The sequence below is a fragment of the Thermoanaerobacter kivui genome, from assembly GCF_000763575.1.
GTDB lineage: Bacteria > Bacillota > Thermoanaerobacteria > Thermoanaerobacterales > Thermoanaerobacteraceae > Thermoanaerobacter > Thermoanaerobacter kivui.
On the sequence record NZ_CP009170.1, the window covers coordinates 541,106 to 555,018 of the forward strand.

Genomic DNA, 13,913 nt, shown 5'->3' on the forward strand with positions numbered 1-13,913 from the left:
ATGTATAAAATCATAAGAAAAGCGGTACTAAATCCTGTCGTCAAACTCATGGATATTGAAGCGCCAAGAGTTGCAAAGAGTGCAAAACCTGGTCAGTTTGTCATTATTAGAATTTATGATAAAGGGGAAAGGATTTCTCTTACTATTGCAGATTATGACCTGGAAAAGGGAACAGTTACAATTGTATTTCAAGAGGTTGGTAAATCGACGAAGTTATTGGGAACTCTCAATGCAGGAGATTATATTTTAGATTTTGTAGGGCCTTTAGGGAATTCTATGGAAGTTCCCAAAGATGCTAAAAAAATATTAGGTGTTGGCGGTGGTGTAGGTATACCTGCCCTTTATCCTAAATTAAAAGTGCTACATCAAGAAGGTTATAAAGTTGAAGCGATTCTTGGCGGTAGAAGTGAAGAATATATAATTTTCAAGAAAGAAATGGAGGCTGTCTGTGACAAAGTATATTATGCTACAGACGATGGTACTCTAGGAAAAAAGGGCTTTGTGACAGATGTATTGAAAGAAGTATTGGAAAATGACAAAGAAATAGATTATATTATTACAGTTGGTCCTGTTATAATGATGAAAAATGTTTGCAAGATGACCAAAGAATACAATATACCAACTATAGTCAGTATGAACCCATTGATGGTAGATGGAACAGGGATGTGCGGCGCTTGTAGAATTGAGGTTGGCGGTGAGACAAAATTTGTATGTATGGATGGTCCAATTTTTGATGGTCATCTTGTGAATTTTGACTTAGCCATGACAAGGCTTAATATGTTTAAACAACAAGAAAAAGTGTCATTAGAATTGTATGAACAACATCATGGAGGTGATCACCATGGCCGTTAAAGATAGAGTGCCTATGAAAGAACAGGATCCAAAAGAGAGAAAGAAAAATTTTAATGAAGTAGCGTTAGGATATACTGAAGAGGAGGCAATTCTAGAGGCTTCAAGGTGTATACAATGTCCTAAACCTACTTGTGTGGCCGGGTGTCCCGTCCATGTGAGAATACCAGAGTTTATAAAAGCAATTACGAAGAGAGAATTTGAAGAGGCTTATAAAATAATAAAGAGTACAAATAGTTTACCTGCCGTCTGTGGCAGAGTATGTCCGCAGGAAGAACAGTGTGAAAAGAATTGCGTATTAAATAAAATTGGCAAACCTATTGCTATTGGAAGATTAGAGAGATTTGTAGCTGATTATGCCCTTCAAAATAATATTGAAGAAGAAGTAAAGCCTGAGAAGAAAAATAAAAAAGTGGCTATAATAGGTGGAGGACCTGCAGGACTTACTTGTGCAGGAGACCTTCTAAAAATGGGCTATGATGTTACAATTTTTGAGGCTTTGCATGCTTTGGGTGGAGTTTTAACCTATGGGATTCCCGAATTTAGATTACCCAAGAGAATTGTGGAAGCAGAAATAGAAAGATTAAAGAAATTAGGTGCAAAAGTTGAGACTAACGTGGTGGTAGGAAGGACAGTTACAATTGACCAATTGATGGAGGAAGAAGGCTTTGAAGCAGTATTTGTTGGCACAGGTGCTGGACTTCCTAAGTTAATGGATATTCCGGGCAAGAATTTGAATGGTGTTTATTCTGCCAATGAATTTTTGACAAGAATAAATCTTATGAAAGCATATAAATTTCCTGAATATGATACTCCTCTTGTAGTAGGTAAGAGAGTAGCTGTAAGTAGGTAAGAGAGTAGCTGTAATAGGTGGAGGAAATGTGGCAATGGATGCTGCACGTTCTGCTCTAAGGCTTGATGGTGTGGAAGAAGTAACTGTAATATACAGGCGTTCAAAAGAGGAGATGCCAGCAAGGGCGGAGGAAATAGAGCATGCTATTGAAGAAGGTATAAAATTTGAGTTTTTAGCTAACCCAATAAGGATAAATGGGACAGACGATGGATGGGTAAAAAGTATGGATGTAATAAGAATGGAATTAGGTGAGCCTGATAGCTCAGGAAGAAGGAGACCTATTGAAATACCTGGCTCTGAGTTTACAATAGAAGTAGATACAGTGATTATGGCTTTAGGAACGAGCCCTAATAATTTGATTCCTTCCACTACAAAGGATATTGATGTACAGAGGTGGGGTGGAATTATAGCCGATGAGACAGGTAAAACTTCAAAGCCTGGCGTTTTTGCTGGAGGAGATGCGGTAACTGGAGCTGCTACTGTAATACTTGCGATGGGAGCAGGTAAACAGGCGGCAAAAGCTATAGATGAATATTTGAAAAATAAAAAGTAATTAGTATAATATATCAAAAATATGAATTATTATGCAGAAAATATCTTGTAACATTTACAAATGATATAAGAAATGGTATAACAATTAGAATATTATGTTAAATATACCCATAAATGGGTATATTTTTTTTAAAATGATTAAAAAAATAGAAAACTTACAATAAAAAAACTTTCACAAAAGAAAAAAATGTGATAAAATGCATTTAAATGCATTATTATACGAACCTTTATTTAGAAATAACATTAAAACAACTTAATTTAGCGAAAAAATTAGATTTTAAAACTAATCACAAAATATTGAACAGGAGGTAATTGCAATGACCATATGGTCAAAATCAAATGATGTACTAGGAACAGTAAACAGAGGAAATCCAGCGGAATCCGGCTTGTGCACACTTTGCATGGCGGATTGCCAGGGAAAGTGCGAAACCTGGCTTTCTAGTCTTCTGGGCAGAAAAATGTTGTATCCTAGAGATTTTGGTATGGTAACAGCTGGAAGTAGCAACACAACGTCCATTGGCGTATCTTACAATTCATTGAGGATAATGGGATATAATTACGGTGCTTATGGGTTAGGTCAAAATATTTCCAATTCTTCTGATGACTGCATATTCCCAAATGTAAATATTGAAACTGAATTTGGTAGTGAAGAAAAAACAAAATCAAGAATTCCTATTATGACTGGTGCTCTCGGGTCGACTTTTATTGCAGCAAAGTACTGGGACCCATTAGCTATAGGTGCGGCTCTTGTAGGTTTTCCGATAGTAATAGGCGAAAATGTGGCAGGTATTGATAAGGAGGCAGTAATAGAAAATGGCAGAATTAAAAAGGCACCGGAACTAGACAAAAGAATAAATACTTATCTTCGTTATTTTGATGGATATGGTGCTATTATTGTCCAGGTGAATGTAGAAGACTTAAGGAACGGTGTGGCAGAATATGTTATTGAAAAGTACGGTGATAAGGTAATAATAGAGCTTAAATGGGGACAGGGTGCAAAAAGTATTGGTGGCGAAATTCAAGTTAAGGATATTGAATATGCTACTTTCTTAAAAAAGAGGGGTTACATTGTCGATCCTGATCCAGAAAAGCCTGAAATTGTTGAAGGATTTAAAAACGGTGCTGTAAAATCTTTTGCAAGGCACAGTAGACTCGGATATACTCATCTATCTTCCCCTGAAGAAGTGAGGGAAGAATTTATGAAAACCGTAGAGTATTTACGAAAAATCGGGTATAAAAAAATCACATTAAAAACCGGCTCTTATAGTATGGATAGTTTAGCTATGGCTATAAAATTTGCTACCGAAGCAAAACTTGATTTGCTCACAATCGATGGTTCAGGCGGCGGAACTGGCATGAGTCCGTGGAATATGATGCAGACATGGGGTGTACCGTCTATACTTCTGCATTCGAAAGCATATGAGTACGCATCAATCCTCGCAAATAAAGGGCAGAAAGTGGTTGATATGGCTTTTGCCGGTGGTTTTGCAAGAGAAGACCATATTTTTAAAGCCCTTGCCCTGGGAGCACCATTTACAAAGTTAGTTTGCATGGGAAGAGCATTAATGATACCAGCCTTTGTAGGTTCGAATATAGAAGGGGTACTGCATCCGGAAAGGAAAGGCAAGGTAAATGGAAATTGGGACAGCTTGCCGCCGACGGTTTCTCAGCTTGGCCTCAAAGCAGAGGAAATTTTCGCAGGTTACTATGAGGTGAAAAAGAAAGTGGGAGAAAATGAAATGAAAAATATACCTTATGGAGCTATAGCCGTATGGACTTTAGCGGATAAATTGGCTGCAGGTTTGCAACAGCTGATGGCGGGAGCAAGAAAGTTTTCTATCAAAGCAATTTCAAGAGAAGATATTGCTTCAGCCAACCGGGAAACTGAAAGGGAAACTGGGATACCCTTTATCACAGATATAAGGAATAATGTTGCGAGAGATATTTTAAATTCTTAAAATAATAGGTCTCTCTATGGGGGTAAACTCTATTCTTTTTATGGTGTTTTTTTCTTCAATACTCTTACAATTATTCTCTAAGTGGTAAATTCTTATTTGAGAAAAAAGCCGATTTTCGGCTTTTTTTTTATACAAAAAAATTATATAATAATAATTAACAGGACAGAGAAATATGATAGTTAGTGAGTAAATAAACTCAATGTGGGTGAGGAAGATGAAATATAGTGTGGAAGAAAAGGGGACAAAGGTAATTGTAAGGGGGATTGAAGATTTTAACCTTAAAGAGACTTTTGAGTGCGGACAATGTTTTAGGTGGAATGAAGAAGAAGATGGAAGCTATACAGGAGTTGCATATGATAGAGTAATAAATGTGAAATTAGAAGGAGATATGTTAATAATTGACAATACAGACTTGAATGACTTTTATGACATATGGTTTGACTATTTTGACCTTGGAAGAGATTATAAGCAGATAAAAGAAAGTCTTTCACGGGATCCAATATTAAAAGAAGCAATTCAATATGGGAAAGGTATAAGGATTTTGCGCCAAGACACGTGGGAAACTCTTATCTCTTTTATAATCTCTCAAAACAACAGGATACCCCAGATAAAAAAAGTTATAGAAAATCTTGCGAGGTCTTTTGGAGATCCTATTGAGTACAAAGGAAAAATCTATTATACTTTTCCCAAGGCTGAAGATTTTGTTATGTTTGATGTGGAGACAATTGCAAAGAGCAAATGTGGTTTTAGGGCGAAGTATATAATGGACGCAGCTTCTAAAGTTTTTTCAGGAGAGATAAACCTTTTGAAGCTCTATGAGTATAAAACAGGAGAAATTAGAGATATTCTTATGAATATAAACGGTGTAGGGCCCAAAGTGGCTGATTGCGTGATATTGTATTCAATAGGTAGATACGATACTTTTCCAACAGATGTTTGGATAAAAAGGATTGTAGAGTATTTGTATCTGAAAAGAGAAGGAAATCCCTTAGAAATACAGCTATTTGCTATAGATAAATTTGGAGAATTATCTGGATTTGCACAACAATATCTCTTTTATTACAGCAGGGAGATGAGGAAGAAAATTTTTAACGAGAGGAAGAAGTAAATGTTAGGAACCATTGTGAATTCAATTGCGATAATTATTGGAGGAACCTTAGGTAGACTTCTTAAAGTAGGTATTCCTGAGAGATTTAAAACCATAGTGATGCAAGGCGTGGCTTTAAGCGTCATGATGATTGGAATATCCAGTGGGCTTAAGTTTAATAATTTGATGTTGGTAATTGTGAGCCTTGTTTTGGGTGGTATTATAGGGGAAGCTTTAAATATTGAAGAATATTTAAATAAGTTAGGAGATACATTGCAAAAAAAGTTAAGTAAAGATAACAGTTCTACAATTAGCAAAGGCTTTGTGACAGCAAGTTTAGTTTATTGCATTGGTGCTATGGCAATTGTAGGTGCTTTGAAAGATGGACTTTCAGGAGACCACAGTATACTATTTGCTAAATCTGTGCTAGATGGAATTTCCTCCATAATTTTTGCTTCTACTTTTGGAATAGGTGTTGTTTTTTCAGCTATTTCGGTATTTTTGTATCAAGGTTCTATTTCATTAGGTGCATCTTTTTTGCAAGGGCTTTTGACGAAACCAGTGATTGAAGACATGACAGCTGTAGGAGGAGTATTGATATTTGCGATTTCTTTGAACATGTTGGAAATTAAAAATATAAAAGTGGGTAATTTGCTTCCAGCTATTTTTATACCTATTTTTTATCAGATTTTACTAAACCTTATAAAAGGATTTTAGGCGGTGCCAATATGAAACCGATGAAGAGTATTGATGTAGCCAGAGTTGCGGTAAAAATGGCTATGTCAACGAGAGAAGAGGAAGAGGCTTTAAAAAATAAATATTGGCAACAGGGAGTAAAAGTTGCTGCTGTTGATTATGGTGGAGAATATGTAACTTCTATATCTAAAATTATTGAAAGAGCAGTTGTAGCAGCTAAAAGAGAAGGAATTATAGAAGAGAGTCACACAGGAGAGGGAGCAGTTGCAGGGGCTGCCCATGACGCTGTTATGCAAGTCATGAACAAAGCCATGGGCCTTAATGTAGGAGGGAAAATAGGAATTGCATATGCTAATGAACATCTTTGTGTTTGTGTGTTTTTTGCGGTAGGGATGCTCAACTTAAACGAAGTAGCTATAGGATTAGGTCACAGGTCGTTAAAATGAGGGGTTAAACCCCTCATACTTTTTTTAAAGCTTCTTCTATATTTATCATCCCACTACCTTGAGTCCATAACCCTGCATCGCCGATTTTTATTGCTGTCGATTTTAAAATATTTTTTATTTGGATATTGGCCAAATTAGGATTTTTTTCAAGAAGCAGTGCTGCTGCTCCTGCTGCCATTGGAGTGGCCATAGAAGTTCCTGTTGCTGTTCTATATGCTTTATTCACCATGATTTCATCTGCACCAAAAGGTACGTTTCCTGAAGCAGTAGAAATTATTTTTACACCTGGTGCTACTATGTCTGGTTTGTATAGATAAGGCGAACCTCTTCCAGAAAATTGAGCTATTTCGTCATCACTTATGTCGGAGGTTCTTTTGTCATCTACTGCTCCAACTGTTATTGCGTTTCTACTAGTACCGGGAGAAGTAATAGTGTTGTAATTGGGTCCAGAATTTCCGGCAGCTACAGTAACTACTATTCCATGCTTCCACAATGTATCCACACCTCTTACTAAGGGGTCTAGAAAGGTAGGTAATGAAGGAGTTTCACCTATTGAAAGAGAAACTATTCTTATATTGTATTTATCTTTGTTGTCTAAAACCCATTGCATTCCGGCTAATATATCTGATGATAGACCCTTTCCATAAGCATCAAGGACTTTTACTGCTACTATATTTGCTTCTGGAGCAACTCCTTTGTATTTTCCATTTGAGGCATATCCGTTTCCTGCAGCATCCCCTGCTACATGGGTTCCATGACCGTTATCGTCATAAGGCTGTTTTTTTCCATTGACAACATCATAAAAAGCTACTATGCGATTTTTGGGTTTTGTAAAGTCAGGATGAGGATATATTCCTGTGTCTAAAAAAGCGATTGTTACACCTTTTCCGGTGTAGCCTAAATCATTTACTTTTCTTGAGTTGATTTCTTGTGTCGCAATGTTAAGTTGCACCTGGATGGTGGAGTCTTCTGCTATGAAGTGTATACCACTGAGGGAAGCAATTTTTGCTAATTTATTGCATGGCAGATTAACTGACCACGCGTTTATGATGGGAAGTTCGAATTTTATACTTCCTCCTAATTTTTCAATTTTTGCTTTTAAAATACTATAGGGTAATCTTGAATATAAGATTACTGGTACACATTCACTTCTTAAATAAGCTACTTTATTTAATAATCTTTTGTCAATTTTGTTTTTAATAAATATGTCTTTCGCTATCTTAGAAAATACAAATATTGGTATCAAGTTCATTTGCGTACCTCCTTTCATACTATTAACAGAATATGTGGTAAATAAAAATTTGTTAGCCAAAATTTAAAAAGTGTCACCATCTGAAGTTATGACATATTATATAGTAGGTCTTGAAAGACCCACATAGAAAGGCTAAGACCTGAAAGGAGGAAAATTATTTATGCCTGTAGATAAAAGCGGAGCAGGATTTGCATGGTGGTTTTGGATTATAATTATAATATTGTTAATCTTCCTGTTTGTACCAGGTATCATTGTTGAAGAACCAAAGGCTTAAACATGTTAAAATTGTTTAAAGGGGGATTAATATGGCAGGAACAAGCTCAGTTTTTGGGCAAAGCAATTTGCTGTTTTTCTTCTTGATACTTGTTTTAGCTCTTGGTGGAGGCTGGCTTAATGTACCATGGTCATTAGAAACATTGTTGTTCTTCTTCATACTACTTGTAATAATAATGGACGGTGGATTAGGTTGGTTCTTCAATGAAGTCAAATAATTTTAAAGGGCTCTATCCTCCGGTAGAGCCCTTTTTACATGTGAAAGAAAAATAATCGCAATGGAGTGATATTGTATGTCCATATCCGGAGATACATTGTTGTTTTTCTTTGTAATATTGACCCTTTTGCTAGATGTGAGATTTGAGTTTGAAACTTTGCTGTTTTTCTTTATAATACTTGTAATTTTACAAGAAGAAAAAACTCGTAAAAAAGCGAGACGTTTTTTATGGTCTTTAGCAGGGATAAATTTTGGTAACACAAATCTTTAAATTACGTATTATATATTAGGTTGACAAAAGGATGAATAAATTAATTTGTCCGCAATTTACCTATTTGAAGGGGGGTATATCCAATGCCTGAAGAAAAAGGGGTAGGATTTGTTGCAGGTTGGTTCTGGATTTTTCTAATAATAATTTTAATACTCTTCTTTGTGCCGGGAATAATCATTTGTGAGAAAAATTAAGAAAATAAGGGGCAGTCTATAATAATAGACTAACCCCTTACATATATTTAGTAAGAGATTAAAAGGTAGGGGGAATTTCTATTGCAAAAAGAAATTTTATTAAAAGTACTTGCCATAGAATTTCTTATTATAGCTTTTGTAAGATTTCAAGTTTTGGGAGTGGAAAGAGAAAAGGTAGAAGTAGCAGATGGCAAAGAAAAAAATAAACTTGGCAAACCCGAAAAAGATAAAATAAATGTTGATTTATACGAAGTCATTACAAAAGGGAAAGACTTTGTAGGAAGTATAAAGCCATATTTAAACAAAAGAGACCAGTATTATGTAGATATTTTTTCGAAGATAGCAGAAATAGTTGAAATACAAAAGAATTTAATGAACCTTTCAGAAGAGGAAATCACGGCAATGGACAAAGCTGAAATAGATAAAATAGGGATTTTAAAAGCGATAAAACCTTACATAGCAGAGGATAAAAAAGTGGTTGTAGATAAATTTTTAAAATTTCATGAGGCGTTAAAGAATTTGCAACAAAAAATGGAGAAATATTCGAAAGAGGAAGGAAAGGACAATATTTTTGACAAAATAGTCGATATTTATGAAGCTATAAAGCCTATAATTCCAGAAGATAAAATGGAGACAGCTGATAAACTTGCGAAAAATATAAAATTATTGGAGGTACTTAATAAGGCAGAAGGAATTATGAATAGTATGAAGGAAGAGAAAGAGCAAAATCAACAGATTACCAGAAGCATGCCAGATGAAACGGAAGAAGCAGCTGAAGTAGTAAAATTAGAAGAAGAAAATCTTGAAAAAGAAGAGAAAAAAGAGGAAGTGTATGAGCAGCAGGAACAAGACGATGATAATACCACGTTGCCTCCAGACTTATCTGAGCAGCAATTAGCTGTCATTGACAATTTAAAATCCATGTTAACAAAAGAACAACAACAATATATGTATAACATGATAAATTATTTAAAACAACAAGGATTAGTCAATTCGGCTGACAAAAAAGAGGAAAAGGATAATGAAAAGGATAATAATTCATAATAAGGGGAGTGTATATTCCCTTGTTTTTTTATTTTAAAATGGAAGATTAAGAAATGTAGTTTAAATCGATAAATAATGGCATAAAATCAAAGTATTTGGGCAAAATCATAAATAATCGGATTATACAGCTGAAAATGAGCTGTAATGCAGTTTGATATGTTTTACTACTTAAATTAATATAGAGATTGGGATTAGCACTCACACAAGATGAGTGCTAACAAATGAAGGAGGAGGGATAAAGTATATGAGGTTAAAACCACTCGGAGACAGAGTTGTAGTTAAAGTAATACAGGCAGAAGAAGTTACAAAAGGTGGAGTTATTTTGCCTGGTACAGCTAAGGAAAAGCCACAGCAAGGAGAAGTTGTTGCAGTAGGGACGGGACAATACATAGACGGCAAGAAAGTAGAATTAGAGGTAAAAGTTGGCGACAGGGTTATTTTCTCAAAATATGCTGGAACAGAAGTTAAATTGGATGGGGAAGAGTATTTGCTTTTAAGAGAAAGCGATATTCTAGCAATTGTAGAATAAGGAGGTAGTTAAAGATGGCAAAACAAATCAAATATGGAGAGGAAGCTCGCAGAGCATTAGAAAGAGGAGTTAATGCCGTTGCAAATACTGTAAAAGTTACATTAGGACCGAGAGGCCGCAATGTAGTGCTTGACAAAAAATATGGCTCACCAACAGTTACAAATGATGGTGTAACGATTGCAAGAGAGATAGAATTAGAAGATCCATTTGAAAACCAAGGTGCACAACTCCTTAAAGAAGCTGCTACTAAGACTAATGATGTTGCTGGTGACGGTACAACGACAGCAACGCTTTTGGCTCAGGCAATGGTTCGTGAAGGATTGAAAAACCTCGCTGCAGGAGCTAATCCAATGCTTTTAAGAAGAGGAATTGCAAAAGCGGTTGATGCTGCAGTTGAGGGATTAAAGAGGATATCTAAACCCATTGACAATAAAGAGTCAATTGCTCATGTTGCTTCTATTTCAGCTGCCGATGAAGAAATAGGCAGGCTTATTGCTGAAGCAATGGACAAAGTAGGGAAAGATGGCGTTATAACTGTTGAAGAATCAAAGACGCTTGGAACAACCCTTGAGGTTGTTGAAGGAATGCAATTTGACAGAGGTTATATTTCTCCATACATGGTAACTGATGCAGAAAAAATGGAAGCAGTATTAGAAGAACCTGTTATACTCATAACAGACAAAAAACTCTCAAATATACAAGATTTGTTGCCACTGTTAGAACAAGTGGTACAACATGGTAAGAAACTCCTTATTATAGCTGATGATGTAGAAGGAGAAGCATTAGCAACATTAGTTGTTAACAAATTAAGAGGTACATTTACTTGTGTCGCGGTAAAAGCTCCTGGTTTTGGCGACAGAAGAAAAGAAATGTTGCAAGATATAGCAATATTGACAGGTGGCCAAGTAATTTCAGAAGAATTGGGTTATGACTTAAAAGATGTAAAATTAGAAATGCTTGGCCGTGCAAGACAAGTTAAAGTCACAAAAGAGACTACTACAATTGTTGATGGTGCAGGTAATCCTACGGATATTAAGAACAGAATCAATCAAATTAAAGCTCAGATAGAAGAGACCACATCTGATTATGACAGAGAAAAATTGCAAGAAAGATTGGCAAAATTAGCAGGTGGCGTAGCTGTCATTCAAGCTGGTGCTGCTACTGAGACAGAGCTCAAAGAGAAGAAACACAGAATTGAAGACGCGTTAGCAGCTACAAAAGCAGCAGTAGAAGAGGGGATAGTGCCTGGTGGCGGTATCGCATTGCTTAATGTAATGGAAGATGTACAAAAGGTTGTTGATTCATTAGAGGGCGACTTCAAGACAGGAGCAAAGATAGTGCTCAGAGCTTTAGAAGAGCCAATAAGGCAGATTGCAGAGAATGCCGGTGTTGACGGTTCTGTAATAGTAGAGAAGATAAAAGCAGCTAAAGATCCAAACTATGGATATGACGCTTATAAAGAAGAATTTACAGACATGTTCAAAGCAGGCATTGTAGATCCGACAAAAGTTACGAGAACTGCTTTGCAGAATGCTGCATCAATTGCTTCAATGATACTTACAACAGAGGCAATAGTTGTCGATATACCAGAGAAGAATACATCAATGCCTAATCCAGGCGCAGGGATGGATATGATGTAATAAAAAGGCTGAGCTTTAGCTCAGCCTTTTTGAGTTTATGACCTTGACAGGTTATTGATTGTCTGATAGAATATTTCTGTAACTGATTTGTGATATTTGTGCGCCCGTAGCTCAGCAGGATAGAGCAACGGTTTCCTAAACCGTGTGCCGGAGGTTCGAGTCCTCTCGGGCGCACCATGTAGAAGGTAGAAGCCTCAAAGTTTTGAGGCTTTTTTATTTTTTTATTGAGAAAAGCTTTAAATGTGTATATTGTATTTTTTGTACTGTTGACATGAACATTCAAATTTGATATATTGAATAGTAAATTCATATGGACAAGTTAATAATTTATTACTGGGAAGCTCATATAATCCCGTGAATATGGCACGGGAGTTTCTACAAAGCGGCCGTAAACTGCTTTACTATGGGTGGGATTTACTTTTGCCTTTTTTTGGCCTGAGGAAAATTCTACCCTCAGGCTTTTGACTTAAAAAGGCGTATAAACTTCATAGTTTTGAATTAATGTAATTGTATAAATTGTTTGATGTTATTAAGGATTTTCTAAAGTAAGTATGTTATAATATAAATATTAAGAAGGAGATGTAAAATATGGAGGAGAAGTTTGTCAAAGAAGGTTTAACTTTTGATGATGTGCTTTTGATTCCTGCTAAATCAGATGTGCTTCCTAAAGATGTAGATTTAAAGACAAAGCTTACCAAAAAAATTACACTAAATATTCCTCTGATGAGTGCGGGCATGGATACAGTTACAGAGTCGAAGCTTGCTATAGCTATAGCAAGAGAAGGCGGCATAGGTGTAATTCACAAAAACATGTCCATTGAAAGGCAAGCTTTGGAAGTTGATAAAGTCAAGAGGTCGGAACATGGAGTTATAACTGATCCCTTCTACCTTTCTCCCGATCACACCATAAGAGATGCAGCAGAATTGATGGCGAGATACAAAATATCCGGTGTTCCAATTACTGTTGATTCAAGACTTGTAGGTATAATAACTAACAGAGATATAAGATTTGAAGATGATTTAGACAAACCTATAAAAGAAGTCATGACAAAGGACAATCTTGTAACTGCACCTGTTGGCACAACTTTAGAAGAAGCTCAGAAGATACTTAAAAAGCATAAGATAGAAAAATTGCCTTTGGTAGATGAAAACAATGTTTTAAAAGGGCTCATAACAATAAAAGATATAGAAAAGGCAGTAGAATTTCCTAATGCTGCAAAGGACAGCAAAGGAAGACTTTTGGTAGCGGCTGCTGTCGGTGTTGGGAAGGACATGATGGACAGAGTTAAAGCATTAGTAGATGCAGGTGTAGATGCTATCGTGATAGATACAGCTCATGGGCATTCTAAAGGCGTATTAGAAGCAGTATCTAAGATAAAAGAGAAATACCCTGATTTGCAGCTGATAGCAGGAAATGTAGCTACTGCTGAAGCCACAAAAGACTTGATAGAAAGAGGAGCCGACTGCGTAAAAGTTGGTATTGGTCCAGGGTCAATCTGTACTACGAGAGTAATCGCTGGTGTTGGCGTACCGCAGATCACTGCTATTTACGATTGTGCACAAGAAGCGGACAAATACGGTATTCCGATAATTGCAGATGGAGGAATAAAATATTCGGGAGACATTGTTAAAGCTATTGCTGCAGGGGCTTCTGTTGTGATGTTGGGAAGTCTTTTTGCAGGTACAGAAGAAAGTCCAGGTGAAATAGAGATATATCAAGGAAGAAGTTACAAAGTGTATAGAGGAATGGGGTCTTTAGGAGCGATGAAAGAAGGAAGCTCAGATAGGTATTTCCAAGAAGATGTTACAAAGTTTGTGCCTGAAGGTGTGGAAGGGAGAGTACCATACAAAGGGCCTTTGAAAGAGACGGTGTATCAATTGGTTGGTGGTTTGAGAGCAGGAATGGGCTATTGCGGTGTCCGCAACATAGATGAACTTAGGACAAAAACAAAGTTTATAAAAATAACACAGGCAGGATTAACTGAAAGCCATCCTCATGATATAATTATTACAAAAGAAGCTCCCAATTATAATTTGAGATAAGAGGAGGAT

12 protein-coding genes, 1 tRNA gene, 1 pseudogene and 1 riboswitch are annotated in these 13,913 nt (G+C 36.2%); of the genes and pseudogenes, 13 read left to right on the forward strand and 1 reads right to left on the reverse strand.

Annotated elements, in window-relative coordinates; translation table 11 throughout:
• From TKV_RS02675 to TKV_RS02700, 6 genes and pseudogenes are all read left to right on the forward strand, one after another.
• The gene (locus TKV_RS02675; RefSeq protein ID WP_049684651.1) at positions 1–852 is read left to right on the forward strand and encodes a sulfide/dihydroorotate dehydrogenase-like FAD/NAD-binding protein; all 852 of its coding nucleotides are present in this window, start codon (positions 1–3) and stop codon (positions 850–852) included.
• Positions 842–2,255 (forward strand): annotated as a pseudogene (gene gltA, locus TKV_RS02680) (NADPH-dependent glutamate synthase). The gene TKV_RS02675 and the pseudogene gltA overlap by 11 nt, the downstream one beginning before the upstream one ends.
• A 316-nt stretch (positions 2,256–2,571) precedes the next feature.
• Positions 2,572–4,212, forward strand: a complete 1,641-nt coding sequence (locus TKV_RS02685) for a glutamate synthase-related protein (protein WP_049684652.1) — start codon at positions 2,572–2,574, stop codon at positions 4,210–4,212.
• A gap of 214 nt (positions 4,213–4,426) precedes the next feature.
• Positions 4,427–5,320 carry a DNA-3-methyladenine glycosylase family protein gene (locus tag TKV_RS02690; protein ID WP_049684653.1) on the forward strand — a complete coding sequence of 298 codons (894 nt, stop codon included), beginning with the start codon at positions 4,427–4,429 and terminating at the stop codon, positions 5,318–5,320.
• The gene (locus tag TKV_RS02695) at positions 5,321–6,016 is read left to right on the forward strand and encodes a DUF554 domain-containing protein (RefSeq protein ID WP_049684654.1); all 696 of its coding nucleotides are present in this window, start codon (positions 5,321–5,323) and stop codon (positions 6,014–6,016) included.
• A gap of 11 nt (positions 6,017–6,027) precedes the next feature.
• Entirely contained in the window at positions 6,028–6,441 is a 414-nt protein-coding gene (locus TKV_RS02700) for a HutP family protein (RefSeq protein WP_049684655.1), read from the forward strand.
• 13 nt (positions 6,442–6,454) lie between these two features.
• Here TKV_RS02700 and TKV_RS02705 read toward each other — a convergent pair whose 3' ends face one another.
• Positions 6,455–7,693 (reverse strand): S8 family peptidase, encoded by a 1,239-nt coding sequence (locus tag TKV_RS02705; protein WP_049684656.1) that lies wholly within the window; start codon positions 7,691–7,693, stop codon positions 6,455–6,457.
• A gap of 305 nt (positions 7,694–7,998) precedes the next feature.
• Here TKV_RS02705 and TKV_RS02710 point away from each other — a divergent pair, with 305 nt between their 5' ends.
• The 7 genes from TKV_RS02710 (at position 7,999) to guaB (ending at position 13,904) form a co-directional block, all read left to right on the forward strand.
• A complete protein-coding gene (locus tag TKV_RS02710; RefSeq protein ID WP_049684657.1) occupies positions 7,999–8,184 on the forward strand; it encodes a hypothetical protein in 186 nt (61 codons plus the stop codon).
• Positions 8,185–8,259: 75 nt separating this feature from the next.
• Positions 8,260–8,454 (forward strand): hypothetical protein, encoded by a 195-nt coding sequence (locus TKV_RS02715; RefSeq protein WP_049684658.1) that lies wholly within the window; start codon positions 8,260–8,262, stop codon positions 8,452–8,454.
• 275 nt (positions 8,455–8,729) lie between these two features.
• Positions 8,730–9,692: a hypothetical protein gene (locus tag TKV_RS02720; protein WP_049684659.1), complete on the forward strand. Its 963-nt coding sequence runs from the start codon at positions 8,730–8,732 to the stop codon at positions 9,690–9,692.
• A gap of 244 nt (positions 9,693–9,936) precedes the next feature.
• On the forward strand, positions 9,937–10,221 hold the full coding sequence (gene groES / locus TKV_RS02725; protein ID WP_049684660.1) for a co-chaperone GroES: 285 nt from the start codon (positions 9,937–9,939) through the stop codon (positions 10,219–10,221).
• Between the two features lie 14 nt (positions 10,222–10,235).
• Positions 10,236–11,861, forward strand: a complete 1,626-nt coding sequence (gene groL, locus TKV_RS02730) for a chaperonin GroEL (protein WP_049684661.1) — start codon at positions 10,236–10,238, stop codon at positions 11,859–11,861.
• Positions 11,862–11,961: 100 nt separating this feature from the next.
• Positions 11,962–12,038, forward strand: a tRNA-Arg gene (locus tag TKV_RS02735).
• 145 nt (positions 12,039–12,183) lie between these two features.
• Positions 12,184–12,285: riboswitch (purine riboswitch) on the forward strand.
• 164 nt (positions 12,286–12,449) lie between these two features.
• Positions 12,450–13,904, forward strand: coding sequence for an IMP dehydrogenase (guaB, locus tag TKV_RS02740; protein ID WP_049684662.1), 1,455 nt, complete (start codon positions 12,450–12,452; stop codon positions 13,902–13,904).
• Positions 13,905–13,913 lie beyond the last annotated feature (9 nt).